The following is a 23,832-nucleotide window of genomic DNA, read 5'->3' on the forward strand; positions in this document are numbered from 1 at the left end:
GTAAATAGACAAGTCCATACAGACAGTGAATTGGTCAATTCGAATATTGGAAATAATAGGTAGCCCTTCATGTCCCTTAAGAGCGCAGAAAAGTCTCCGTCATTAACGCAAAATAAATCGTCGAAAAAATCTTATCTGTTGGCGTTCGCTTTCAGCGCGGGTTCATTATTGACAGGGCTAGCAGCGACTGGGCTGACGGCCGTGCCAGTGGCATCGCAAGCGGCAGGATTGGGCGATTTATTTAGCAGTGATAAAAGCGCGACCCAACCGAAATTTTTGCCTGTTGATGAAGCGTTTCAGGTCAGTAGCAGTAGTAAACCTGTCAATAATGGCACGCGCTTAGCCATTAACTTTGACATTACGCCTGAGCACTATGTTTATAAAGACCAAATTAAGCTAACGTTGCCTGCTGGCGTGAGCGCTGCACCTTTTAGCTTTAGCCAAAAGCCTATCTCCATAGATGATCCGACCTTTGGTCAAGTATTGGTCTTTGACCAAGCCAATATGGTTGCTAGCACCGTTTTGAGCAGTAGTAATGGCAAGGCGATAAATAATGCCGCTGTAACGATAGGTTGGCAAGGCTGTGCCAAAGCAGGACTTTGTTATCCACCGGAGAAAATAAAAACCACGGTCAAAATTGCTGCGTCACAATCGGCAGCCAATAGTTCAAGTAGCACTGCTACAGTTTCTGCGAGCAATAACAGCAATGCAGAAACTGCGCAAGCATCTACAGAGGCGACTGATACTGATCGTCTTGCTACAGAGCAAACTACGCCAGATGACGAGGTGATTGATTACGCTTTGTTAGATGATGAAGCATTAGATGCAGAGCTTGGTACTAGCAATACCATCTCTGGTGCCGATGAAGAAGTTGTAGGCGACAATGTCACAAGTAATATGCCAGCAAACGATAGCGCTACAACTGCAACAAACAATACCGTTGTCGTTGATAACGCCATTAATAGTGACCCTTTTGGCTTAGCTTCGCATCCGTGGTTGGCATTGGTGTTATTGTTCTTGGCAGGGTTGGTCTTGGCATTGACGCCATGCGTGTTACCGATGCTACCGATTGTTGCCAATATCGTCGCGCGTGAAGACAATCCAACGGTAAAACGCGGTGTTATTTTAACGACCAGCTACGCTATTGGTGTTGCCATCGCTTATGGTATTTTAGGCGCGGTCATTGCGGTATTTGGCGAATCGTTAGGCATTATCGGTTGGCTACAAAATCCGATTATTTTAATTGGGTTTGCCATCGTTTTTGTCTTATTAGCCCTTTATATGTTGGGCGTATTTAGCATTCGTCTGCCGAGATTTATCAGTAGTAAAATGCAGGGTCTAAGCCAAGCGGGGGATAGCAAACTTGGTAGTACGGGTGGCAGTTTAATTGCGGGATTCTTATCGGCGCTCGTGGTATCGCCATGCGTTTCGGCACCCTTATTTGGGGCGCTGCTTGCTGTATCAACGATTGGAAGTCCGCTCCTTGGCTTTGCCGCTTTATTTATGCTCGGTTTTGGTTTATCGGCGCCGCTTATCTTAATTGGCGCGACCCAAGGTAAAATCATGCCAAAAGCAGGCGAGTGGATGAATTGGGTCAAGCAGGGCTTTGCTTTGTTGCTTTTTGCCGTGGCATTGTTATTAATTGAACGCGTCTTTATCTCGCCTGTGATGCTGATGGTTTGGGCGCTGTGGTTTATGGTCGTGGCGATGTGGGCGTGGAGCTGGCTAGGCAAAGGTCGGATGCTGACCCAAGCGCTAGGCTTAATCGCTGGTATTTGGGCGACGTGTTTAATCGTCGGCGCCGCATTGGGCAATGACGACAGCTTGCATCCGCTCGCGTCATTAAGCGCCGCGCCGGTGATGCAGACGACTGCTGATCAACCAGCCATGAGTAATGCAACAGATAAAACTGTTACTACGCTTGCTGAGTTAGATGCCATTGTCGCCGCCAATCCTAAAGTGCTGGTCGATGTCACCGCCGAATGGTGTATTGCATGCCGGATTATGGAGAAAAACTTATTTCATAATCGCCCTGCGCAAATGCAAGATTGGCAATTGGTCAGACTTGATATCACGGAGACTACGGCTGATTCAAAAGCAATCTTAGCGCGTTATAAACTATTTGGTCCGCCAGCATTGCTGTATTATCAAGACGGGCAATTGGTCAATCAGCAAGTGGGTGAAATCGGGCGCGCAGCGTTTGAGCAAACCTTAACCGCGCTAAATTAATCGTTTAAATGTAGATAAATTCCACATCATTTCTACCCATTAAAAAGACAACGTCCTTTGATAATAGGACGTTGTCTTTTTCAATCTTACTAAATAGCCTTTTTAACATAGACGCTAAATCCTTGGTTTAGCATTATTTATTACTACTTACCTTATTATTTACATCAGTATTTGCTCGCAATAACGCTAGTATAGTGCCCTTATTTTCATTACAATAAAGCAACATTGCTAAAGGCGCATTACCACGAGTAATGGCTACCTTGCACGTCCATATTTATTGATTTTCTTTAGGGCGTGTCATCAATTAAGCCAAACGACACAAGAAACTAAGTGAATGGCACTAAGGAAATGACTGGCTAACTTATCATAGCGAGTGGCAATCGCACGATACTGCTTAATCTTGGCAAAGAAGTTCTCTATTAGGTGCCTCGCTTTATAAAGCTCTTTATCGAAGTCTCTTGGCTGCAGCCGATGACACTTAGATGGTATAACTGCATTACCTTGCACTGCTTTAATCGGTTCAATAACGCGGGCATCAGCATCGTAAGCTTTATCGGCAAGCCACGTTTGGCTAATACTGACATCAAGCAATTCATCTGAGCCACACAGGTCATGAGCTGCCCCACCTGTTAGATAAAAGCCAGTAGGATTGCCTAATGCATCTGTTCGAGTATGTATTTTAGTCTTCAGTCCACCTTTGCTGCGTCCAATGGCTTGATCCCTTTTTTTCCAGCACTGTGCTGGTGGGCTTTAACAATCGTGGCATCTAGCATGGCATATTCGTCATCGGATTGTTCAGAGAGTTGATTAAAAACCTGCTTCCATACGCCTTTTTTTGACCAGCGACTAAAACGAGTATGAATCACTCTGAAGTCGCCAAAGCGTTCAGGTAGGTCACGCCAAGGTATGCCGGTCTTGTAACGGTACAGAACCGCTTCTACGAACAAGCGGTTATCCTTTGCAGTAACACCAACGTCACTTGGTTTACCAGGTAGAATGTCTTTAATTCTCTCCCATTGGTCATCACGTAGGGCATGTCGTCTTGTCATAGTCATTGAGCTCAAATTCCTAAATACGATCTAAGTATAGCTTATTCTGAAATATCTATGCTAATTGATGACACGCCCTAGTATGGCATACTTATTTTATCTCAAATTACTTTATAGATATTTTAGATAAAATCTCATGTCCACTAATATAAAGTTCATTAGACATGCACATCTCACTCCATCCTTTCCAGTAACTATTAGCTTTCTTTGAATACATTGACCTATCCCAAATATCTTCAATCCAAGAATTGTGACGATACTTATCAATTACTTTGATCGGATTTTGTTTGGCCCAAATTAATTCGTTAAAGTCTGGTTCTGAAACTATTGCTCCTCTGATCTTTGAGATATGGTACTTACAAAGATACTTTAATGTTAAGGATAGGAGCGCTCTGTCTTCAGAGCCACCTATACCTACTTTGTCACTGACATGCACACGAGAGTCTAGAACCAAACCATGCCAACTATCGTAATGCTTGATAATAACTAGTTCACCGTTTTCAGTATTGTTCCGAGCAAACCAGACCAACTTAACCTCATCTTCATTATTACCTTTTAATAAGCTTCTAGCATTCTCTTCAATATCATAACCAAACTCAAATGTTTCTTTTGCGAAAGGCCTTCCTTCATCATGAACGAGCCAATTCTTTTGGCATCCAAAGTATGTGGCTAATTTTTCTAATTCGTTAAACGATGGCTCTTTTCGCCCTTCAAACCAATCCTCAGTAACGCCCACACTATTGTATCCCAGGGCCTCAGCAACTCTAGAAATACTTGGGGTATGAAAACTATCAGTTGCCTTAGCTTCACTCAAGAGGAAATTTAGTTTGCCAGATAGTAGATTTAAGCGATCGCTACGTAAATGAGCATCAAAAAAACTCTTTAAATCGTCGATAGCTTCGATATAACTTCCTTCTTGACCTTCAAAAGATTTTTCTAGTCGATACTGTGCCTCGGCATTAATTGAACGTCCACTAACTTTTGAGGCATCGGAGATCAGGGCTTTCAATTCAGTAGGAATTCTTAAATTAAACTGCACATTTTTTGACATTTTAAAGCCCAAATAGAATATTGAATTTAAAACAAATAATATTACCATAAGGAACTTGCGGCAATGATAGCATAATGCTATCATATTATGTAACAAACCCTAAAGAGGTAAATACATGTCAAATCAGAAGGTTCAGATGAACGTCCGGGTACCTAAAGAACTTAAGAATTTTGCCATAAATGATGCAAAGAACCAGTTCCATTCGTTATCTCAATATATAGAAAAGCTTATGTTTAAAGCCAAAGAACTCAGTGAACTAGAAAAGAGATGAAACCTTCTCTTAAAGACCTTTTTGACTCTAATGCAAAAGTAATTTATCTAAGACGGTTTAGATTGCAGAATGCAAATTGGTCAAAGACTGCTCAGGCTAATGATTACGATTACACTTTTAGCTCTTTAGCTAACTCAGATTATCACTTCAGAATGCCTGTTATCATTCAATCAGATGGTTTACCTTGGAAAATAGGTAACCTATATCTCATGGGACAACTAGACACTCCTGCGCTTTCAAATATGAAAACGTTATCCGCAAGAGCTATCCACCTAAAATACTATCTACAGTACCTAGAACATAGTAACCAACACTTTTTAGACTTACCTACCCAGTATCAGCAAAGAGTTCCTCGCAAATTCAAAGCTTTTTTACAGGCTGTAATAGAACAGCACGACTTTAGCTCTCAATACATTAATAACATTCTGTCCTCTGTTGCTCATTTCTATAATTATATACAGCATCAATCATTCGTATCTCAGTCTGATATAGAGAATAAGCCCTTTAGAGAAAGGAAGGTTTCTATACCTATTCATAATAATGTAGGAATAATGAGGAATATTAGTGTTATTACAAATGATCTCAAGCTAAGAAGCAGCAGAAAACCCTTACCATCACTAGGTAAGTTGAGAGATGGAGGCAGTCTGCGTCCTTTAAGCTCTGAAGAACAAGAAATTATTTTCAGGGCATTTGATAAAAACTATGCGTCAATAGAGTTAGAGCTAATGATAAGAATAGCTCTCGGAACAGGAGCTAGACAACAAAGCGTATGCACTCTCTCTATTGCTTGTATCAAAACTGCTCTCCACTACTTAGAACAAAATGCTGATTCAAATTATGCCGTGATAAATACTGGATATAAATACAGAACAGATTCAAAGGGTGGGCGACTAAACCGCTTAATGTTTTCACGTAACCTAATTGATCATTTAGCAACATATATAGATTGCGAAAGAGCGGAACATAGAAGACAAAATATAAACAGCTTTTATGCAAATACTGACGATAACTATGTGTTTTTAACTCGAACTGGAAACCCCTATTTAACTGCTGAAAGAGAAATTATAGATCGTAATCGTAACAACCCTAAACCAGTTTGGAACACTGAAGCGCCCGTTATGGTACCTAAAAACGGCCAATCTTTAAGAAATGAATTAAAAAAATTCATTTCCAAGGTTCAAAAATTTGAACCAAGTCTTCAAAATTTTTCATTCCATGATTTGCGTGCTACCTATGGGATGAATATCGTAAGAAACCTTAGAGCTAAGGAATACCCTGATTCTAAGATATTTGATCATGTCAGACAAAGGTTAAACCATAGAAGCCTAACAACCACTGAGGCCTATCTAAAATTCGACTCGGAAGTAAAAGAATTCAATGATATACAAGATACGTTCGGCGTAACATTTGATAAGGGCGAATATAATGTCTAATTCTTTCAATGACAGGCAGCTTATTGAGATAAGCACTAAGCAAATAGAAGATATCGTTGATCCTCAATACACAGTAATTGTAGGTTCAAGAGCTGATGGTGTGTCCTTTAAAGTCGATATTGGTAGAGTCTGCTATACCAATAGAGAGAACGATTCTGGTCATTCCCGAGATAAAACTAAGAGCTATATTACGGGCCTAGTTGATGAATCAACATTGTCTATAGAACGTGTAGAATGGTTGAGAAGGTACCTTAGGGAAATCCTTCAAAAAGGGTTGAGAGATGAAACGGTGCGAGGTTACCTTCATAATTTAAGATATTTTTTTGATTTTTGTGATTTTGAAGGCTCTAAGCCTCTTACTTTAGATGATTTAGCATCTAATTATAAATATTATCAAATTAATCTCTATCAAAAGGCGCGTTTAAGTGGTGCAAAATCTATAAGCACTACAACTCTTTATGACAAGCTAAATACTGCAAGAGATTTCATAAAAATCGCTTATAACTTATCTGATATCGATATACTTAGTATTATTCCCAAGCATCGTCATATGGGGCATAACAGTAAAGAAAGAGACTCCTCATTAGAAGACTTCAAAAACTTCTTACAAACCTGCATTACATACTTTAATGAATTCTCATACGCCATATTAAATAAAATCTACCCTATACCTATTACTTTAGCAAAATCATCAAGTAATGATTATTATTGGGATTCAACTAGAAAATATGGCATAAAGAAACTACCTAATTGCTTCTACAATAGTGGTGAACCCTTACCCTTTAATGAGGTAAAAAATGCTTTATCAAATTATTATAATTGTGAGCATACTAAGAAAGATTTCTATAAAAACACATTAATAAACAACAGAAATACATGGATCAATGAGAATTTAGACTCTAGAAAAATTTATGCTTATAACCTATGTACATATTGCTTTTATTACATTTACCTTTCTTTCACTGCTGCTAATATACAACCCACACTTGATTTGAAAATATCTGATTTAAATTTGGAAAACCTTGGCTTATCAACTTTTGCTAAAAAACATAAATATCGAGCAGGTAGACAGATTGAATTTTCCGCTCCTTCTCACTTAAAACGTTATCTCATACAGTATTTGAAACTTAGAGAGTGGGTTGATAACCTTCATCTTCCTGGAGACTGTCAAGAATACTTGTTTATGCGTATTGGAGAACATCGTCAATTAAAGCGTTTTGCACGTAGCTCTGTCAGTTCTATTGACGACAATACTCCACTTTTTAAAGGGGTTAAAAGGGTTACTGCTAGAGACATTAGAAACCTATGTGCGGAATACTACATAAAACATTCTAAAGGAAATTTGTCATTAGTAGCTAGGAAGTTGAATAACTCTTTAACTACAGTAGCTAAATCTTACACTTCGATCGATATTGAGTCTCAAGCAATAGAGATGAATCATTATCACGAAAAAATGATTACCGCAGTTCTTAGGTCTAATCGAACTAATGAACAAACTATATCTATCAAGACTTCAACTAACTATGATACGGAGAAAATACCAGCAGGATCTTGTTCTAACCTATCAGATAATGATCCTGTTAAGGCATTGGGCTTTAATAATGAAGCCCCCAACCCTTCCTGTGCTACATTTGAAAGTTGTTTGTTCTGTGAATTTTTTGCAATTCATATAGATTTTGAAGATATACATAAACTATTAAGTTTGAAGGAGGCTCTACTAAAGTCTTCTATGATTCGTGATGATCCTGAATATCATCTTCTCTCTATAGAACCATCACTATTTAGAATTGACGAGATTATCAATATTCTTAAAGGAAAAGATAATAGAGTAATTGAACTCGTTGATGATGCTGAACAAAAAATAAAAATGCAAATTTATAATGAGTATTGGGATGAGCATATAAATTTTCTCACTGTAGCCTCAGAATCTAACAGAAAAAGCTTAAGTTTATGACCAAGACAATGATGCGTGAACCCCTCGTTAAAGAGATACAACCAATATCTAAAGACCTAATCGAAAACCCATCATCTGGTTTGATTGTAACGCTTTCCAAGAGTGGAGATGCTTTATCATTATTCTCTGATGATATTTGGGACTATAGTGCTACTAGCAATTCACATAGAACTATTAATTTTAGAACTAAAATTCGGAACCTATCCTCATCTATTAATACCGACGGCAAAAAATTCAAATCAGCAGTTAAGTTTTTGAAGGTATTTACTCTCAATTGGAATTGTGAGATGAATGGATGTTCTATGTCAAAATTGAATAGTGATATAGTCGCTATATCCTTCCTAATTAGTTACTGTGTAAACAATAATATTGACTTTAATAATATATTTACTGACAGTAGTGCAATCGACTTCCTAGTAACTAATAGTTCGACGGAGAAACAAATAGGTTTGCATTTAGGCAAGATACAAAGATTTATTGATACAGCATCTGTTTTAAATCAAAGTAATTTTTGGTGTAACATGCAACCTTCAAAAGAATTTTCAAGCAAACTAAGAAAGACTAGAAAATCTTTCCCTGAGACTTCTCAAAGTCTTCAAACCATGATCATTCCTTCACGTATTTATCAGAACCTGCTAAAAGATACCATTGAAAGTTTGCAGGTTTTTAATAAGCACGCTGAGCAGATCTCATATGTTTTTTCTGCACGTACTAAAGTAAGAGATGAAGCATTAAGATTAGATCAGAGTGTACCTATGAGTAAGCTTACTAAATCACAAAAAAGCTTAATCAGATTTTATTGGCAAACTGCTTTGAAGACAGATACAAAGCTAACTAAGATTTTAGCAGAATTAACAGATTTAAACATCATCAAGAATGCTAATTGGTTAAGTTTAACAATCAGCTTAGGTCAAATACAGATGAAAAGCGCTTTTGTTATAGCTGCGTTTACAGGTATGCGTAAAAATGAATTACTATCTATCCCTTTCAACGGGCTAAGACATATTCATTCCGATACTGGGAATATACCTGTAGTATGGTCAACTACAACAAAATTGGAAAGTAATGGAGTACCAAGATTTACAAAATGGGTAACAGGTTCAATTGTTGAAGAAGCTTTTGAAGCAGCTAAATTTATCACTCAAGGAGCTTTGAACTGGTCTGCTAATAAGAGTCAGGTGGCAGAAGATGAGAGTAAGTTACCGTTGTTTTTTTCAATTGAAAATGGGAAATCTGGAAAGCCTCATCCGCATTTTGATTATGCAACAACTGCCTTAAATAGCAACCTCATTCAAAAAATAATGTCATCAGAGCACTTATTAATTTCAGAACAAGACTTAAAGGAAGTCAGTCAATTTTTATACGGCGATGAAATATCTAATAATATTAAATTAGGTAAGCCTTGGCCTTTAGGCTTTCATCAGTTTAGACGCTCCTTAGCCGTGTATGCTGCTTCTAGTGGTTATGTTTCATATCCTACTCTTAAATCCCAGCTAAAACATATAAGCATGATGATGACAGTCTATTACACGGACTCAAACTCTAGAGCGATAAATATTTTAGGCAACGGCCCTGAAGTCAAAGCTATGCAAAAGGAATGGCAGGAGGCCCAAGCAAGAGTAGAGTCAGATAATTTGCATGAATTGTTAGATAGCAGGGTGACACTAACTGGTGCAGCTGGTAAAAATCTACAAAAAAGAAAAGTAGAGAATAAGCTTCCTAAGTTCTTAGATAATAGAAATAGTACTAAGAAAGCAGTCAAAAATGGCAAAATTCGTTATCGATCTACTTTAGTTGGCGGATGTATGTCTATTAAACCTTGTGATAAAGGTGCTGGTGTATTGGCATCTGCTTGTATTAGCTGTGAAAATGCGGTGTTTTCACCAGAATCCAAAAGTATTTTGCTACAAACTAAAGATTTTTATAAGTCTCAACTCACTTTAGATATTCCAAAGCGTGTTCATCATGAATACGAAGTGAGTATTAAAAAAATAGACAGTCTTCTTTCAGTATTAGAAGTAAATCAAGAGAAATAACATGAAAACTAGCCAGGCAGAACAGGCTTATTGGGATGCTTTGAATCGTCTACAAGATGGTACAGCCAAAATTGTCAATACAAAGTCATCACGGTTTAAGTTTACTAGAGACGCTGTAGGTAGAGAGGCAGGTAAAGGAAAAGGGTATGTCCGTAATGAGAGATATCCAAAACTTTGCGAAGCAATAACAAAAGCGGAAGAAGAACGCAAAAATCGTGCTCAAGAAAAACCTAATACTTCTACTAAGTTAAAACATGAAAAAGAGCTCAAAATCAAAGCTAATTTGAAATACGACATGATAAAAGAAGAATATGACATTATAATGCAAGATTATCTTAACATTCTAAGACAGAATTTTGAACTTCAAAGAGAGTTAGCAGATTCTCCACATATAAGATTAGTGAAAAGATCTAATAAATAGCTTAATCTTGTTCCTGTTTAGCTCAAATACAATCTATGAATAAAGCCTCTCTAAAGCTTTATTTCTCATATTACGGCTATTAAGATGCCTTAAAAGTATTCCTATGAATGACGATCATTTGTGTAACAAACTAAAAATTTTATTTGAACATCTTTTTCCTACTCTAACCATAATTGGTGGAGTAGATGAACCCTACTATGAAGCGCCAAAAGCAGATACAAATGCGAAGATCTTTTTTAAAGAAAACTACCCAAGAAGCCTATTACATGAAATTGCTCATTACTGTTTGGCAGGGCAAAAACGACGCAAATTAGATGACTATGGTTACTGGTATACTGAATGTGGTAGAACAAGTGAAGAGCAAGAGCTATTTCAATTGGTTGAAGCAAGACCTCAAGGCTTAGAAAAGGCTATGTGTGAAGCTATAGGTATACATTTTTCACCTAGCTTTGATGATTTTTCAGGTCGACCGATATCAGAGGTGTTTCTAAAAAACTTAGAAGTTAATTATCAAGAGATGATTACGAATCCTCCTCCTACGGCTAGAATAGCTTTAGAAACATTAATGCATACAGATTTTTCTACGTTAAGGGATAATTAGTTTATTAACTACATATTGCAAATTCATACTTACTTAATTTTAAAATTTCAAAGCAGTCATGTGAAGTATATTCATCAGGCTACTATTCAGCCGATGATAACTATAGTAAATATTCTAGCCTTCCCAATTTTATTGAAAAAACAAAGAATATCTACTAAGAGAAGAACCAACAAAAAGTCCCGATCTATTCATCAAAAATAAAATATTGATATGTCTCGATTGTATATACACGGCTAATATAAGCTTCTTAGTGCTTTGAAAAGTGATAATTCCAATGACTCACTTAATGTACAATATCTCCTTTTATGAGGAATATTGTACATTTTTTTATCAAGAAGCTGATTTTACATCATTACAATTACTTCTTTATCAATCAATAACTTAGTAATGTACATTTATAGTTAAGAGTTTACTAGAGATAAGTCACTGGTGCGTTGCAGGAAAAGCTCGTAGGACTGTTAGCGACTTTGGTTACTGGTACGCACCAGATGGTCGTTCTGCGACTCAGCAGCAAGCTTTTGAGCACGTAGAGATTAAGCCGCAAGCCTTAGAATGTCTGTTCACTTTGGCTTGCGGACGCAAATTTCAAGTTTCACAAGACAACTTGTTTGCGACGTTCGATACCAGTGGTAGTACGTTCGCCAACGACGTCTACTTACAAGCTGAAAAATATATTACAAAACCAAATACTCTACCACGCGATGCAAAAATTTTATTACGTGCCTTTCTTAGCGTTTGTACTTTCGATGAGTACACTTGGACTGTTAATTAACCTACGCTAAAGGAAATGTATCGTCTTAACTATATGCTATTCATCTGTTTTGCGTTAACGATTTTCTACGGACAGTAACGCCTTACCACTAAACCTGCATCCGCTTTGCACTATACTGATGGATGTATCAGTTTTTCTGAATGAAGCTAATGTGTATCTAACAAGCCTTATATATGCAGACTAATTTGATAGACAACATTATGTTCATCTGACTAAGAATCAATAATTATAAAATGAGGAACGATTATGCAAGTACTTTATATTCACCCAGATAACCCACAACCTCGTCTCATTGAGCAAGCTGCTGATTTGCTACGTAGAGACCAGCTCATCATTTACCCTACCGATACCAGTTATGCTTTTGGTTGTCGTTTAGGTGCGAAAGAAGCGCTAGAAAAGCTTAAACAGATTCGAGAACTTGACGACAAACATCAATTTACACTGCTTTGCCGTGATCTAAGTGAAATTGCCAATTATGCCACTGTAGATAATATACAATTCAAACAACTAAAAGCACATACACCTGCACCCATTACTTTTATTCTAAATGCTACAAAGGACGTGCCAAAAAAACTTGCCCATGCTAAGAAAAAGACTATTGGCATTAGAGTGCCAAGTAACCCTATCGCTCAAGCACTTTTGGAAGCCATGGACGAGCCGATTTTAACCAGCTCTTTGATACTACCAAACAGAGATGACATACTTGATGATCCGTTCGAGATTGAAGAATTATTAGGCAATCAAATAGATGGTTTAATCAATGCTGGTATAAAAACTACGAAGTTGACCACTATTGTAGACATGACCAGTAGCCAACCCGAAGTGATCAGACAAGGTGCTGCTAATGTCGACTCGTTATTATTGTAGTTGCTAAAAATATTACCAAATATCAAACAAAAAAAAGCTCCAATTCAATTGGAGCTTTTTTATAACTTATAATATCAGTATAAAATTAGTCGCGATCAACCAATTCTACATAAGCCATTGGCGCATTGTCACCATCACGGTAACCGCATTTTACAATACGCAAATAACCACCTGGACGCGTCTGGTAACGAGGACCTAACGTACCAAATAATTTGCCTACCATAGCTTTACTACGCATACGGCTAAATGCTAAACGACGGTTAGCAACGCTGTCTTCTTTAGCCATAGTGATTAATGGCTCAGCAACGCGACGTAACTCTTTCGCTTTTGGTAAAGTTGTTTTGATCAGTTCATGCTCAAATAATGAGTTGGTCATGTTCTGAAACATTGCCTTACGATGACTGCCGGTACGACCCAGCTTGACTCCACTCTTACGATGGCGCATAGTCAAAAATCCTTAAAGTTTAACGGCTACGATAAGAAAAGCGATCATCAACACGTAAATCAGCTGGTGGCCAGTTATCTAGGCGCATACCAAGCTCCAAATCTTTAGACGCTAAAACGTCTTTGATTTCCGTTAATGATTTCTTACCAAGATTTGGGGTTTTTAATAGTTCAGTCTCTGAACGTTGTACCAAATCACCGATATAGTAAATGTTTTCAGCTTTCAAGCAGTTGGCTGAGCGAACCGTTAGTTCAAGATCGTCCACAGGGCGTAATAGCACCGGATCAACCTCTTCTTTTTCTTTCACAGGCTCAGGCGCTTCTTCAGCTTCTAGGTCAACAAAGATAGAAATCTGTTGTTGTAAAATAGTGGCTGCTTTACGAATTGCTTCTTCTGGATCTATAGTGCCATTAGTTTCAAGCTCAATGATAAGACGATCAAGATCAGTACGCTGCTCTACACGAGCGTTCTCAACCTGATAAGCAACACGAAGCACAGGACTAAAACTTGCATCAAGCTTCAAACGTCCAATTGCTTTAGTATCACCATCTTCACGGCGCTGGTTTGCTGGCTCATATCCACGACCCATCACTACACGCAAACGCATCTTAAGATGACCACGATCGCTTAATGTACCCAATACCAATTCTGGATTGATAATGTCTACATTATGCGGCAACGCGATGTCTGCAGCAGTAATAGTGCCTGGACCTTGTTTATCCAAGGTCAAAAATACTTCATTTTGGTCATGAAGCGTGATTGCCAAGCCTTTTAGGTTCAAAAGCAAGTCAAGCACATCTTCTTGTAGCCCTTCAAGCGTAGAGTATTCATGGTCAACACCATCAATCTCAGCTTCAATGACTGCAGCACCCGGTAATGAAGATAACAAGATGCGACGTAAGGCATTACCTAGGGTATGCCCAAAGCCGCGTTCTAACGGTTCGAGCGTGACTTTCGCAATCGTTTCATTAACCGTATCCACATTAATGGCGTTCGGCGTTAGAAACTCAGTTGCATTTAGCATCATGATGTCACCTCGATTTATTAAACTGGTTTAATTAACGTTAACAGCCCAATGCCATTTTCATAACATTGAGCAATACGTTATTTATTTAGAGTATAGCTCAACGATCAAGCTTTCGTTGATTTCAGCAGGTAGATCAATACGATCAGGCGCATTTTTAAACGTGCCTTGTAGTTTGCTGTGATCAACATCTAGCCATTCTGGAATACCACGTTGTGTCGCTAGTTCAATAGCGTTTTTGATACGTAGCTGTTCGCGAGACTTCTCTTGGATAGCGATGACATCACCATCTTGAAGCTGAATTGATGGAATGTTTACACGAACAAACTCATCACGACCAGCTTTCTTTACCATAACAGTACGATGACTGACTAGCTGACGTGCTTCAGCGCGAGTTGAGCCAAAGCCCATGCGATATACCACGTTATCTAGACGGCTCTCTAGCATAGCTAATAGGTTCTCACCAGTAGCACCACGCTTACGAGCAGCTTCTTTATAGTAATTAGCAAACTGACGTTCTAATACACCATAGATACGCTTAACTTTTTGCTTTTCACGCAACTGTAGAGCATATTCTGAGGTCTTATTACGGCTAACGCCATGTTGACCTGGTGGACGACCAGCTTTTTTCGTTTTTACGTCGTATGGTTTAACGCCAGACTTAAGACCTAAGTCTGTACCTTCACGACGTGATAATTTTAGTTTTGGTCCAATATAACGGGCCATGTTTATGTCTCCTATAAGCTTTTGGGATAAAAAGCTTCGTCTTTAATATTAGACGCGGCGCTTTTTCGGCGCACGGCAACCATTGTGTGGGATTGGGGTTACATCAGAGATGCTGTTAACTTTATAACCCAATGCACCTAGTGCTCTTACCGCAGACTCACGACCCGGTCCTGGTCCTTTGACCAAAACGTCGATATTCTTAACACCATATTCTTGAGCCGCTTTACCAGCGACTTCAGCTGCAACCTGAGCTGCGAATGGTGTAGATTTACGTGAACCACGGAAGCCTTGTCCACCTGAAGTGGCCCAAGCCAATGCATTACCCTGACGATCGGTAATCGTAACAATGGTGTTATTAAAAGACGCATGGATATGGGCTATGCCCTCCGATACTGAACGACGAGTCACCTTTTTGCGACTGCGAGTGTCTTTTGCCATCTTTTAGCTTCCTAAGTTAATTATCTTTTGAGAGGACGTGTCGGACCCTTGCGAGTACGAGCGTTGTTCTTGGTGTTCTGACCTCTTACTGGTAGGTTACGACGATGGCGGATGCCACGGTAACAACCAAGATCAACTAAACGCTTGATATTCATTGAAACTTCACGACGAAGATCGCCTTCGGTCATGTAGTTTGCAACTTGTGCACGGATAGCATCTAACTGTGTATCATCTAACTGACTAACTTTAGTAGTAGGGGCAATGCCAACTGCTTCTAAGATTTTCTGAGCAGTGGTACGACCTACACCAAAGATGTAAGTTAATGAAATAACAGCATGCTTATTATCCGGAATGTTTACGCCGGCAATACGAGCCATTTATTTCTCTCCATTAAAAAAAATAAGCGTTATTTATCAATAAGGCATTATTTTTCAGATTTGTTGCTGTTAATGCTAGAATTTTTATAACTACTATTGCTGTTTTGACTTACTTAAAAATCTATTAGTAAATAGTAACTTAAAACATTCTGCATAAACACGGCAAGTGGCGGATGATATCCCATCCGCCGTCATTTTTCAAGTATTAATTTAAATAGTAACAAAAGTCTATGACCTTATATTACTAGATATTAACCTTGACGTTGCTTGTGGCGAGGTTCTGCGGTACAAATAATATGTACACGGCCTTTACGGCGCACAACTTTACAGCTACCACAAATCTTCTTAACTGATGCTTGAACTTTCATAGCATGCTCCTTGAAATATCGTACCGCTCATTTAAGGTTGAGTGGGCGATTGAATTAACGTCTGATCATGATATTGATGAGTCATCAAGTGCGCTTGTATCTGCGAAATGAAATCCATTACCACAACCACCATAATCAGTAAAGACGTACCACCGAGTTGAAACGGTACACCAAACGATGACTGGACGACCATTGGCATTAAACAAATAACCGTCATATACATCGCGCCAATAAAGGTCAGTCGGTTTAACACATGATCGAGATAACGCTGAGTTTGTTGTCCTGGACGAATACCTGGAATATACGCACCACTACGTTTAAGGTTTTCAGCTACTTCACGCGGACTAAATACCAATGCCGTATAAAAATAACAGAAGAAAATAATCATCGCACCAAACAATACTAAATACAGCGGTTGCCCTGGAGACAACACCAATGCCATATTTTGTAATATCTTTTGTGTGAAAGTAGGATCAGTTGATTGACCAACCCACTGCCCTAGACTTGCTGGAAACAACAATAATGAACTGGCAAAAATAGCGGGAATAACTCCTGCCATATTAAGCTTCAATGGCAAATGTGATTGCTGTTGAGCGTAAATTTTGCGTCCTTGTTGTTGTTTTTGTGCATAGTTTACGGGGACACGGCGCTGAGCACGTTCAATATAAACAATGCCTGCAGTAACCGCGATGCCTAGCAACACAAAAATAAATAGTACAATCAAGTTCATTTGACCTTGATTGACCTGTTCGATAGATTGCGAAATCATACCTGGGGTACCAGCCACAATGCTCGCAAAAATGAGCATTGAAATACCATTACCAACCCCGCGTTCTGTAATCTGCTCACCGAGCCACATTAAGAACATTGCACCTGCTACTAAAGAAGTAACCGCTGGGATATAGAAGGTAAGACCGCTAGATAAGGTAAGATTTTGACTGATTAAGCCCGCACACATTCCTAACGACTGTACCAGTGCTAAACCAAGTGTGCCTTGACGGGTATACTTGTTTAACTTACGTCGTCCTGCTTCACCCTCTTTTTTGAGAGCTTCAAGCGATGGCAATACTGCAGACATCATTTGTACAATAATTGATGCTGAAATATATGGCATGATACCAAGTGCCATGATAGACATACGTTCTAGTGCACCACCTGAAAACATGTTAAACATGCTCAAGATGGTATTTTCGTTGCGCGAAAACAGATCAGCTAGATTAACTGGGTTAATACCCGGTACTGGAATATGTGACCCTAAACGGTAAACAATCAATGCGCCGATTAAGAATAATAATCGTGTCCATAGTTCGTCATACTTGCGTATGAAAGCAAATGGATTAAGCGGTATACCAGTCGATGACATTGATTGTTTTGACACGTTACTACTCCTCGATGCTACCACCAGCAGCTTCGATTGCTTGCTTGGCGCCTTTAGTTACTTTTATACCTTTAAAAGTATAAGCTTTAGTAACTTCGCCTGACAACATAACACGAGCACGCTTCATATCATGACGGATAAGATTAGCAGCTTTAAGTGTTTCAATGCTAACTACATCGCCATCAATTTTATTCAATTCAGACAAACGCACTTCAGCTGTCTTCATTGCTAATTTACTGGTAAAACCAAATTTTGGTAGACGGCGATATAAAGGCATTTGACCACCTTCAAATCCTGAGCGAATGCTAGAACCTGAACGAGATTTCTGACCTTTTACACCACGACCACCAGTCTTACCAAGACCTGAACCGATACCACGACCACGACGTTGGGCAGTTTTCTTTGCGCCAACACCTGGTGATAATTCATTTAATCTAAGTCCCATTACGCTTCCTCCACTTTTACCATGTAGTTAACGCGATTGACCATACCACGAGTTGAAGGAGTATCTTCTACTTCAACAGTATGATTAATACGGCGTAAACCCAATCCTTTCAAGCTCGCTTTGTGGCTCTTTAGGCGATGGGCACCCGATTTAAATTGAGTGACTTTCATTTTTTTCATCGTAACTCACCTAGTCTAAGTTAACCCAAGATTTCGTCTACAGATTTACCACGTTTAGCTGCCATCTTCTCTGGAGTTGACATATCACGTAAACCGTTAAACGTTGCACGAACAACGTTAGCAGTATTGGTAGAACCATAACATTTAGTCAAAACATCTTTGACACCAGCAACTTCTAATACAGCACGCATTGCGCCACCAGCGATTACGCCAGTACCTTCAGATGCAGGTTGCATATAGACTTTACTTGCGCCATGACGTGCTTTGATCGGATGATACAAAGTTGCATCATTAAGCTCAACAGTAATCATATTGCGTTTGGCAGCTTCTAGTGCTTTTTGAATAGCAGCTGGCACTTCACGTGCTTTACCACGACCAAAACCAACACGACCATTACCATCACCCACTACAGTCAATGCAGTGAAAGAGAAAATACGACCACCTTTAACAACTTTTGCAACGCGATCAACGGTAACCAAGCGTTCTACTAGACCGTCAGTCTGTTCGTTCTTATCATTTTTATCATTTCTAGCCATGATTAAAACTCCAATCCATTTTCGCGAGCAGCTTCCGCTAAAGCTTTTACTCGACCATGATATTTAAAACCACTACGGTCAAATGCAACTTTAGTAATACCAGCTGCTTTTGCGCGTTCTGCGATCATTTGGCCTACAGACGTTGCTGCATCAGCATTGCCAGTTGCGCCTGAACGCAAGCTGCTGTCCAAGGTAGATGCCTGAGCAATCACTTCACCACCGTTCGGAGAGATAATCTGGGCATAAATATGCTTTGGCGTGCGATTAACCGTTAAGCGATGAGCGCCTAAGACACGGATATGCGCGCGGGTTTTCTTAGCTCGACGCAGACGAGCTGCTTTTTTATCAAACATTTGAACTCACCTTATTTTTTCTTAGCTTCTTTGCGAATCACATGCTCGTCACTATAACGAATACCTTTACCTTTATAAGGCTCAGGTGGGCGGAAACCACGGATGTTAGCCGCTGCTTGACCAAGCTGCTGCTTATCATTTGATTTTAAAATGATTTCAGTTTGCGTTGGGGTTTCAGCTGACACACCTTCAGGCAACGTATATTCTACTGGATGAGAATAACCTACGTTTAAGGTTACCTTATTACCAGCAACTTGAGCGCGATAACCAACACCAATTAACTGAAGACGTCTTTCAAAGCCTTCATTCACGCCTTTAACATAGTTGTTAAGCAAAGCGCGCATGGTGCCAGTGTGCATCATGGCTTCTTTCGAATCGACTGTAGGTGAGAAAATGATAGCATCATCTTCCTGTTTCAGCTCGACCAATTCATGCAGGCGTAAAGACATAATGCCGTTCTTGCCTTTAACTTCGACCTGCCGATCGTTCAAAGTAACGCTTACACCACTTGGTAGCGTCACTGGGGCTTTAGCCACACGAGACATAGGAATATTCCTTAAAAAATTAACTTCTTTATATTAGCGAAAAAACTAACAGGCTAAAAAGCCTGCTAGTTTAGCATAATTGTACCCATTAAACATCATTCAATTTTATTAACATCAGATGTCTAGCTTACCTAAAGCTTTTAGCGGATCTTGACAGATTCTAAAAGCTTAAATGGGTTCAAATAGACTTTATCGTTTTATTACCTAAAGCAATAAAGCTAATTAGGCAACAAATGCGACGATTTCACCACCGATACCAGCAGCGCGTGCAGCACGATCACTCATGATACCTTGGCTGGTCGATACGATAGCAACACCCATACCTTGCTTAACAGTAGGGATAGCGTCTTTACCGCGATGCTGGCGTAAACCAGGACGGCTAAAACGTTGAATAGTTTCGATGACAGCTTTGCCTTCGAAGTATTTTAGTTCGATAGATAGGGTTGCTTTGTTATTGTCTTCTTCAGTAACAACAGCGCTTGCCACATAACCTTCGCTAACCAGCAAATCAGCAATTGATTTACGTAATTTAGAACTCGGCATTGCTACCGATACTTTGTTAGCCATTTGTGCGTTACGAATACGGGTTAGCATATCCCCAACGGTATCTTGCATACTCATATAGTTACTCCTTACCAGCTTGCTTTACGAACACCAGGCACATCGCCTTGCATGACACGCTCACGCAGCATATTGCGTGACAAGCCAAACTTGCGGAAGTAACCATGAGGACGACCGGTGATAGCACAACGATTGCGTAGACGTACTGGTGATGAGTTACGTGGAAGAGCTTGTAGCTCTAACATCGCTTCCATACGAGTCTCGTCGCTTGCATTCATATCACTGATAGTTTCTTTTAGCTTAATACGCTTTTCAGCATATTTAGCAACCATTTTTTCGCGCTTTAATTCGCGGTTAATCATGCTCTTCTTTGCCATAACGTCTTTACCTTATTTAAATGGGAAGCCGAATGCTTTAAGCAACGCACGACCTTCTTCATCAGACTGAGCTGACGTGGTGATTGTCACATCCATACCACGGATACGGTCAATCTTGTCAAAATCTACTTCTGGGAATACGATTTGCTCTTTAATACCCAATGAGTAGTTACCACGTCCGTCAAAGGCTTTAGGTGAAAAACCACGGAAATCACGAATACGAGGAATTGCAATGGCAACGAGACGATCTAAAAATTCGTACATTTGCTCACCGCGTAGCGTTACTTTACAGCCAATTGGCCATTCTTCACGAATCTTAAAACCAGCAACTGATTTACGCGCTTTAGTGACAACAGGCTTTTGACCAGCAATTGCAGTCATATCAGCCACTGCACCTTCAAGTAATTTCTTGTCTTGAGACGCGCCGCCTACACCCATGTTCAATGTGATTTTAGTGATTTTAGGCACTTGCATCACATTCGCCAAACCAAGTTCTTCTTTGATTTGCTGCTTTAGTTCATCGTTATATAAAGATTTTAATCTTGCCATTACCATTACACCCTTAGTGTCTTACGCAGTCGCCACTACTTCACCGTTCGAACGATAGACGCGTTGTTTGTTGCCGTCTTCGCCGAATTGATAAGTAATACGATCAGCTTTTTGGGTTTGCGCATTTAATATTGCGACATTTGAGATATGCAGAAAAGCTTCTTGCTTAAGAATGCCACCTTCAACGCCAGTTGCCTGATTTGGCTTCTGATGTTTTGTGACAATGTTAATGCCTTCCACTTTAATACGATCGTTTTTTACAGCTTGTACAGTACCTTGCTTGCCTTTATCTTTACCAGCAATCACGATAACTGTATCGCCTTTACGTAATTTTGACATGGATTACCTCACAATACTTCTGGTGCTAGTGATACAATTTTCATAAACTGATCACCACGTAGTTCACGAGTTACCGGTCCAAAAATACGAGTTGCAATAGGTGCTTTGTTCTGGTTCAACAATACCGCAGCATTGTCATCAAAACGTAACACTGAACCATCAGGACGACGAACGCCTTTTTTGGTACGAACAACTACCGCATTCATCACGTCGCCTTTTTTAACACGACCACGAGGAATGGCTTCTTTAACCGTTACTTTAATAATGTCGCCAACTGATGCATAACGACGATGAGAACCACCCAGTACTTTAATGCACTGAACTCGCCTTGCACCGCTATTATCTGCAACTTCCAGCATTGACTCAACCTGAATCATAGCGTTACTCCACACGTATGAGCAATAAAAACCAGTTGCTGCCGCTAGCACAGTATGAGTAGTCGGCATTTTAATATTAATAACCGCTGCTTACTCTTAATGTGAGTGATATACGCTCGGCGCAATCAGCATCCTTAAAAAGGCGGCTATTTTAACAGCTTCTGGCTTTTAATGCAATTTACTTAGATTTTTTCTACTTTTTCAACCACTTCAACCAGAGTCCATGACTTGGTTTTAGAAATTGGACGCGTTTCTTTGATGCGGACAAGGTCACCTTGTTGGCAAACGTTATTCTCATCATGGGCTTTGATTTTTGTAGAACGACGAAGCTGCTTGCCATACAAAGGATGACGAACCAGACGCTCAATCAAAACTGTGATGGATTTGTCCATCTTGTCGCTGACAACTCGTCCTGTCAATACGCTAGCATTGGTAGCTGTTTGATTGTTATCGCTCATGAGTCGCCTCGTTGTTTCTCGTTAATCAAAGTCTGAATCTGAGCAATCGTGCGACGATTGCCTCTGACTTCATGGGTATTACCCAACTGACCAGTTGCTTTAGCCATACGAATACGGAAAGCATCAAGTTGCTTTTCATCAAGTAACTGGGTCAGTTCTTCTAATGATTTATCACGTAATTCACTGATCTTCATTACATTATCGTCCGCTTAACAATGGTAGTTTTAAAGGGCAGTTTTGCTGCAGCAAGCGTGAAAGCTTCACGTGCAAGCTCTTCTGGTACCCCTTCAATTTCATATAGCACTTTACCAGGTTTGATTTCGCATACCCAATACTCGACTGGACCTTTACCTTTACCCATACGTACTTCTAATGGCTTATTAGTAATTGGTTTGTCTGGGAATACACGAATCCAAATCTTACCGCCACGCTTAATTTTACGAGTGATGGTACGACGTGCTGCTTCAATTTGACGGGCAGTCATACGACCACGAGTCAACGATTTTAGACCAATTTGTCCGAATGCAACGGTGCTTCCACGATGAGCTAGCCCAGTGTTACGACCTTTGTGCATTTTACGAAACTTGGTACGTTTTGGCTGTAACATAGTTTAACCTCTGTCTGAGTTTCGACGGTTTCCGTTTCCACGACCACGGCGTTTTGGCGCACGAGGCTTCTCTTCGTTGACGGGGTTATAAACACTGTTCATACCGTCAAGGATTTCGCCACGGAAAATCCAAACCTTTACACCGATAGTGCCGTAAGTTGTCTCTGCACGTACTGACGCATAGTCAATATCAGCACGAAGTGTATGCAATGGCACACGACCTTCACGGTACCATTCAGTACGAGCGATCTCAGCACCGCCAAGACGGCCAGACAACTCAACTTTAATACCTTTAGCACCAGAACGCATGCTGTTCTGTACAGCGCGTTTCATCGCACGACGGAACATAACACGACGCTCAAGCTGGCTTGCGATACCGTCTGCTACCAAACGTGCATCAAGATCAGGTGAAGTGATTTCTTCAATATTGACCTGAGCAGGTACGCCCATAATTTTGGTCAATTCTTTTTGAAGTCTTTCAATATCTTCGCCTTTCTTACCGATAACAATACCAGGACGCGCAGTGGCTATGGTAATTTTAGCAGCACCAGTAGGACGCTCAATCATGATATTGCTAATCATAGCATTATCTAACTTCTTGCGTAGATACTCACGGACTTGAATGTCGTTAATGAGGTATTCTGAGTATTGTTTAGGGTTAGCATACCAGTTTGCATTATGCTTTTTTACAACACCAAGACGAATTCCGATTGGATGTACTTTTTGACCCATAACTTATTCTCCTACCTTTATAGTGATGTGACAAGTACGCTTGCTGATACGATCAGCGCGACCTTTGGCACGTGGTAGGATACGTTTTAGCGTAATGCCTTCATCGATATAGATGGTTGAGACTTTAAGGTCATCAATATCTAAACCGTGATTATGTTCGGCATTGGCGATGGCTGAGTTAAGGCATTTCTTAACAAATACAGCGCCTTTTTTATTACTATACGTTAGGATATCCAAAGCACGCTCAATAGATTTGCCGCGAACTTCATCAGCAACGAGTCTAACTTTTTGTGCCGAAATGGCGGCACCGCGTAATTTTGCAGTTACTTCCATG

Annotated in this window: 30 protein-coding genes and 2 pseudogenes; 8 read left to right on the plus strand and 24 right to left on the minus strand. The window is 39.8% G+C overall.

The window, feature by feature from the left end; all coding sequences use genetic code 11:
- The first annotated feature begins 69 nt into the window (after nt 1-69).
- On the plus strand, nt 70-2,229 hold the full coding sequence (locus ACT3TH_RS09950; RefSeq protein WP_057758740.1) for a cytochrome c biogenesis protein CcdA: 2,160 nt from the start codon (nt 70-72) through the stop codon (nt 2,227-2,229).
- A gap of 300 nt (nt 2,230-2,529) precedes the next feature.
- Here ACT3TH_RS09950 and ACT3TH_RS09955 read toward each other — a convergent pair.
- Together ACT3TH_RS09955 and ACT3TH_RS09960 are read right to left on the minus strand one after the other, a co-directional pair.
- Nucleotides 2,530-3,278, minus strand: a pseudogene (locus tag ACT3TH_RS09955) (IS5 family transposase).
- Nucleotides 3,279-3,384: 106 nt separating this feature from the next.
- On the minus strand, nt 3,385-4,329 hold the full coding sequence (locus ACT3TH_RS09960; protein ID WP_057758737.1) for an Arc family DNA-binding protein: 945 nt from the start codon (nt 4,327-4,329) through the stop codon (nt 3,385-3,387).
- Nucleotides 4,330-4,596: 267 nt separating this feature from the next.
- Between ACT3TH_RS09960 and ACT3TH_RS09965 the strand changes: the two genes are divergently transcribed.
- The 7 genes and pseudogenes from ACT3TH_RS09965 to ACT3TH_RS09995 all read left to right on the plus strand — a co-directional run bounded on the left by ACT3TH_RS09965 (nt 4,597) and on the right by ACT3TH_RS09995 (nt 12,684).
- Nucleotides 4,597-6,033 (plus strand): tyrosine-type recombinase/integrase, encoded by a 1,437-nt coding sequence (locus tag ACT3TH_RS09965; protein WP_057758735.1) that lies wholly within the window; start codon nt 4,597-4,599, stop codon nt 6,031-6,033.
- Entirely contained in the window at nt 6,026-7,987 is a 1,962-nt protein-coding gene (locus ACT3TH_RS09970) for a hypothetical protein (RefSeq protein ID WP_057758733.1), read from the plus strand. Before ACT3TH_RS09965 ends, ACT3TH_RS09970 begins: the two co-directional genes overlap by 8 nt.
- Complete coding sequence (locus ACT3TH_RS09975; protein WP_057758731.1) at nt 7,984-10,023, plus strand: hypothetical protein; 2,040 nt, start codon at nt 7,984-7,986, stop codon at nt 10,021-10,023. Before ACT3TH_RS09970 ends, ACT3TH_RS09975 begins: the two co-directional genes overlap by 4 nt.
- 1 nt (nt 10,024) lies before the next feature.
- Entirely contained in the window at nt 10,025-10,444 is a 420-nt protein-coding gene (locus ACT3TH_RS09980; protein WP_444755702.1) for a hypothetical protein, read from the plus strand.
- A gap of 103 nt (nt 10,445-10,547) precedes the next feature.
- Nucleotides 10,548-11,045 carry an elongation factor P hydroxylase gene (locus tag ACT3TH_RS09985; protein ID WP_057758727.1) on the plus strand — a complete coding sequence of 166 codons (498 nt, stop codon included), beginning with the start codon at nt 10,548-10,550 and terminating at the stop codon, nt 11,043-11,045.
- A gap of 394 nt (nt 11,046-11,439) precedes the next feature.
- A pseudogene (locus ACT3TH_RS09990) lies at nt 11,440-11,817 on the plus strand (elongation factor P hydroxylase); the annotation flags it as partial.
- Between the two features lie 246 nt (nt 11,818-12,063).
- Nucleotides 12,064-12,684: an L-threonylcarbamoyladenylate synthase gene (locus ACT3TH_RS09995; protein ID WP_444755703.1), complete on the plus strand. Its 621-nt coding sequence runs from the start codon at nt 12,064-12,066 to the stop codon at nt 12,682-12,684.
- Nucleotides 12,685-12,769: 85 nt separating this feature from the next.
- On the opposite strand, the gene rplQ is transcribed toward ACT3TH_RS09995, so the two are convergent.
- The 22 genes from rplQ to rplV form a co-directional block, all read right to left on the minus strand.
- Complete coding sequence (rplQ, locus tag ACT3TH_RS10000; protein WP_021813387.1) at nt 12,770-13,129, minus strand: 50S ribosomal protein L17; 360 nt, start codon at nt 13,127-13,129, stop codon at nt 12,770-12,772.
- A 19-nt stretch (nt 13,130-13,148) separates the two neighbouring features.
- The gene (locus ACT3TH_RS10005; protein ID WP_021813386.1) at nt 13,149-14,156 is read right to left on the minus strand and encodes a DNA-directed RNA polymerase subunit alpha; all 1,008 of its coding nucleotides are present in this window, start codon (nt 14,154-14,156) and stop codon (nt 13,149-13,151) included.
- 81 nt (nt 14,157-14,237) lie between these two features.
- Nucleotides 14,238-14,879 carry a 30S ribosomal protein S4 gene (gene rpsD, locus ACT3TH_RS10010; RefSeq protein WP_021813385.1) on the minus strand — a complete coding sequence of 214 codons (642 nt, stop codon included), beginning with the start codon at nt 14,877-14,879 and terminating at the stop codon, nt 14,238-14,240.
- Between the two features lie 48 nt (nt 14,880-14,927).
- Nucleotides 14,928-15,317 (minus strand): 30S ribosomal protein S11, encoded by a 390-nt coding sequence (rpsK, locus tag ACT3TH_RS10015; RefSeq protein WP_045454458.1) that lies wholly within the window; start codon nt 15,315-15,317, stop codon nt 14,928-14,930.
- Between the two features lie 20 nt (nt 15,318-15,337).
- Nucleotides 15,338-15,694 carry a 30S ribosomal protein S13 gene (gene rpsM / locus ACT3TH_RS10020; RefSeq protein ID WP_021813384.1) on the minus strand — a complete coding sequence of 119 codons (357 nt, stop codon included), beginning with the start codon at nt 15,692-15,694 and terminating at the stop codon, nt 15,338-15,340.
- A 251-nt stretch (nt 15,695-15,945) separates the two neighbouring features.
- Complete coding sequence (gene rpmJ, locus ACT3TH_RS10025; protein ID WP_010196721.1) at nt 15,946-16,062, minus strand: 50S ribosomal protein L36; 117 nt, start codon at nt 16,060-16,062, stop codon at nt 15,946-15,948.
- 31 nt (nt 16,063-16,093) lie between these two features.
- Entirely contained in the window at nt 16,094-17,425 is a 1,332-nt protein-coding gene (secY, locus tag ACT3TH_RS10030; protein ID WP_192523479.1) for a preprotein translocase subunit SecY, read from the minus strand.
- Nucleotides 17,426-17,444: 19 nt separating this feature from the next.
- The gene (rplO, locus tag ACT3TH_RS10035) at nt 17,445-17,885 is read right to left on the minus strand and encodes a 50S ribosomal protein L15 (RefSeq protein ID WP_444755704.1); all 441 of its coding nucleotides are present in this window, start codon (nt 17,883-17,885) and stop codon (nt 17,445-17,447) included.
- Nucleotides 17,885-18,064, minus strand: a complete 180-nt coding sequence (gene rpmD, locus ACT3TH_RS10040) for a 50S ribosomal protein L30 (RefSeq protein WP_010196714.1) — start codon at nt 18,062-18,064, stop codon at nt 17,885-17,887. Before rpmD ends, rplO begins: the two co-directional genes overlap by 1 nt.
- A gap of 20 nt (nt 18,065-18,084) precedes the next feature.
- Nucleotides 18,085-18,600 carry a 30S ribosomal protein S5 gene (gene rpsE / locus ACT3TH_RS10045; RefSeq protein ID WP_010196711.1) on the minus strand — a complete coding sequence of 172 codons (516 nt, stop codon included), beginning with the start codon at nt 18,598-18,600 and terminating at the stop codon, nt 18,085-18,087.
- A gap of 2 nt (nt 18,601-18,602) precedes the next feature.
- Nucleotides 18,603-18,953 (minus strand): 50S ribosomal protein L18, encoded by a 351-nt coding sequence (rplR, locus tag ACT3TH_RS10050; RefSeq protein ID WP_444755705.1) that lies wholly within the window; start codon nt 18,951-18,953, stop codon nt 18,603-18,605.
- A gap of 11 nt (nt 18,954-18,964) precedes the next feature.
- Entirely contained in the window at nt 18,965-19,498 is a 534-nt protein-coding gene (gene rplF, locus ACT3TH_RS10055; protein ID WP_444755706.1) for a 50S ribosomal protein L6, read from the minus strand.
- A gap of 222 nt (nt 19,499-19,720) precedes the next feature.
- Entirely contained in the window at nt 19,721-20,119 is a 399-nt protein-coding gene (gene rpsH / locus ACT3TH_RS10060; protein WP_192523471.1) for a 30S ribosomal protein S8, read from the minus strand.
- A gap of 11 nt (nt 20,120-20,130) precedes the next feature.
- Nucleotides 20,131-20,436, minus strand: coding sequence for a 30S ribosomal protein S14 (gene rpsN, locus ACT3TH_RS10065; protein WP_062843941.1), 306 nt, complete (start codon nt 20,434-20,436; stop codon nt 20,131-20,133).
- 12 nt (nt 20,437-20,448) lie between these two features.
- Nucleotides 20,449-20,985, minus strand: a complete 537-nt coding sequence (gene rplE, locus ACT3TH_RS10070) for a 50S ribosomal protein L5 (protein ID WP_101204865.1) — start codon at nt 20,983-20,985, stop codon at nt 20,449-20,451.
- Nucleotides 20,986-21,006: 21 nt separating this feature from the next.
- Nucleotides 21,007-21,324: a 50S ribosomal protein L24 gene (rplX, locus tag ACT3TH_RS10075; RefSeq protein WP_010196703.1), complete on the minus strand. Its 318-nt coding sequence runs from the start codon at nt 21,322-21,324 to the stop codon at nt 21,007-21,009.
- A gap of 8 nt (nt 21,325-21,332) precedes the next feature.
- The gene (gene rplN / locus ACT3TH_RS10080; protein ID WP_010196702.1) at nt 21,333-21,701 is read right to left on the minus strand and encodes a 50S ribosomal protein L14; all 369 of its coding nucleotides are present in this window, start codon (nt 21,699-21,701) and stop codon (nt 21,333-21,335) included.
- A gap of 182 nt (nt 21,702-21,883) precedes the next feature.
- The gene (gene rpsQ / locus ACT3TH_RS10085) at nt 21,884-22,159 is read right to left on the minus strand and encodes a 30S ribosomal protein S17 (protein WP_201562651.1); all 276 of its coding nucleotides are present in this window, start codon (nt 22,157-22,159) and stop codon (nt 21,884-21,886) included.
- A complete protein-coding gene (gene rpmC / locus ACT3TH_RS10090) occupies nt 22,156-22,353 on the minus strand; it encodes a 50S ribosomal protein L29 (protein ID WP_010196696.1) in 198 nt (65 codons plus the stop codon). Before rpmC ends, rpsQ begins: the two co-directional genes overlap by 4 nt.
- Complete coding sequence (gene rplP / locus ACT3TH_RS10095; protein ID WP_010196693.1) at nt 22,353-22,766, minus strand: 50S ribosomal protein L16; 414 nt, start codon at nt 22,764-22,766, stop codon at nt 22,353-22,355. The genes rpmC and rplP overlap by 1 nt, the downstream gene beginning before the upstream one ends.
- Nucleotides 22,767-22,769: 3 nt before the next feature.
- Nucleotides 22,770-23,498, minus strand: coding sequence for a 30S ribosomal protein S3 (gene rpsC / locus ACT3TH_RS10100; RefSeq protein ID WP_444755707.1), 729 nt, complete (start codon nt 23,496-23,498; stop codon nt 22,770-22,772).
- Nucleotides 23,499-23,501: 3 nt separating this feature from the next.
- Entirely contained in the window at nt 23,502-23,831 is a 330-nt protein-coding gene (gene rplV / locus ACT3TH_RS10105) for a 50S ribosomal protein L22 (protein ID WP_444755708.1), read from the minus strand.
- Nucleotide 23,832 lies beyond the last annotated feature (1 nt).

This window comes from Psychrobacter sp. AOP22-C1-C5, from assembly GCF_052378885.1.
Taxonomy (GTDB): Bacteria; Pseudomonadota; Gammaproteobacteria; order Pseudomonadales; family Moraxellaceae; genus Psychrobacter.

Bases quoted from the DNA above. Each gene is read 5' to 3' on its own strand.
- rplV (WP_444755708.1), bottom strand. From the start codon at position 23,831: ATGGAAGTAACTGCAAAATTACGCGGTGCCGCCATTTCGGCACAAAAA.
- rpmC (WP_010196696.1), bottom strand. From the start codon at position 22,353: ATGAAGATCAGTGAATTACGTGATAAATCATTAGAAGAACTGACCCAG.
- rpsK (WP_045454458.1), bottom strand. From the start codon at position 15,317: ATGGCAAAAGACACTCGCAGTCGCAAAAAGGTGACTCGTCGTTCAGTA.
- ACT3TH_RS09970 (WP_057758733.1), top strand. From the start codon at position 6,026: ATGTCTAATTCTTTCAATGACAGGCAGCTTATTGAGATAAGCACTAAG.
- secY (WP_192523479.1), bottom strand. From the start codon at position 17,425: ATGTCATCGACTGGTATACCGCTTAATCCATTTGCTTTCATACGCAAG.
- rpmJ (WP_010196721.1), bottom strand. From the start codon at position 16,062: ATGAAAGTTCAAGCATCAGTTAAGAAGATTTGTGGTAGCTGTAAAGTT.
- rplE (WP_101204865.1), bottom strand. From the start codon at position 20,985: ATGGCAAGATTAAAATCTTTATATAACGATGAACTAAAGCAGCAAATC.
- rpmD (WP_010196714.1), bottom strand. From the start codon at position 18,064: ATGAAAAAAATGAAAGTCACTCAATTTAAATCGGGTGCCCATCGCCTA.
- ACT3TH_RS10005 (WP_021813386.1), bottom strand. From the start codon at position 14,156: ATGATGCTAAATGCAACTGAGTTTCTAACGCCGAACGCCATTAATGTG.
- rpsD (WP_021813385.1), bottom strand. From the start codon at position 14,879: ATGGCCCGTTATATTGGACCAAAACTAAAATTATCACGTCGTGAAGGT.
- ACT3TH_RS09950 (WP_057758740.1), top strand. From the start codon at position 70: ATGTCCCTTAAGAGCGCAGAAAAGTCTCCGTCATTAACGCAAAATAAA.
- rpsC (WP_444755707.1), bottom strand. From the start codon at position 23,498: ATGGGTCAAAAAGTACATCCAATCGGAATTCGTCTTGGTGTTGTAAAA.
- rplP (WP_010196693.1), bottom strand. From the start codon at position 22,766: ATGTTACAGCCAAAACGTACCAAGTTTCGTAAAATGCACAAAGGTCGT.
- rpsN (WP_062843941.1), bottom strand. From the start codon at position 20,436: ATGGCAAAGAAGAGCATGATTAACCGCGAATTAAAGCGCGAAAAAATG.
- ACT3TH_RS09985 (WP_057758727.1), top strand. From the start codon at position 10,548: ATGAATGACGATCATTTGTGTAACAAACTAAAAATTTTATTTGAACAT.
- rpsM (WP_021813384.1), bottom strand. From the start codon at position 15,694: ATGGCTCGTATTGCCGGCGTAAACATTCCGGATAATAAGCATGCTGTT.
- rpsQ (WP_201562651.1), bottom strand. From the start codon at position 22,159: ATGAGCGATAACAATCAAACAGCTACCAATGCTAGCGTATTGACAGGA.
- ACT3TH_RS09960 (WP_057758737.1), bottom strand. From the start codon at position 4,329: ATGTCAAAAAATGTGCAGTTTAATTTAAGAATTCCTACTGAATTGAAA.
- ACT3TH_RS09995 (WP_444755703.1), top strand. From the start codon at position 12,064: ATGCAAGTACTTTATATTCACCCAGATAACCCACAACCTCGTCTCATT.
- rplN (WP_010196702.1), bottom strand. From the start codon at position 21,701: ATGATTCAGGTTGAGTCAATGCTGGAAGTTGCAGATAATAGCGGTGCA.
- rplR (WP_444755705.1), bottom strand. From the start codon at position 18,953: ATGTTTGATAAAAAAGCAGCTCGTCTGCGTCGAGCTAAGAAAACCCGC.
- ACT3TH_RS09975 (WP_057758731.1), top strand. From the start codon at position 7,984: ATGACCAAGACAATGATGCGTGAACCCCTCGTTAAAGAGATACAACCA.
- rplO (WP_444755704.1), bottom strand. From the start codon at position 17,885: ATGGGACTTAGATTAAATGAATTATCACCAGGTGTTGGCGCAAAGAAA.
- ACT3TH_RS09980 (WP_444755702.1), top strand. From the start codon at position 10,025: ATGAAAACTAGCCAGGCAGAACAGGCTTATTGGGATGCTTTGAATCGT.
- rplF (WP_444755706.1), bottom strand. From the start codon at position 19,498: ATGTCTCGTGTGGCTAAAGCCCCAGTGACGCTACCAAGTGGTGTAAGC.
- rpsH (WP_192523471.1), bottom strand. From the start codon at position 20,119: ATGAGTATGCAAGATACCGTTGGGGATATGCTAACCCGTATTCGTAAC.
- ACT3TH_RS09965 (WP_057758735.1), top strand. From the start codon at position 4,597: ATGAAACCTTCTCTTAAAGACCTTTTTGACTCTAATGCAAAAGTAATT.
- rplX (WP_010196703.1), bottom strand. From the start codon at position 21,324: ATGTCAAAATTACGTAAAGGCGATACAGTTATCGTGATTGCTGGTAAA.
- rplQ (WP_021813387.1), bottom strand. From the start codon at position 13,129: ATGCGCCATCGTAAGAGTGGAGTCAAGCTGGGTCGTACCGGCAGTCAT.
- rpsE (WP_010196711.1), bottom strand. From the start codon at position 18,600: ATGGCTAGAAATGATAAAAATGATAAGAACGAACAGACTGACGGTCTA.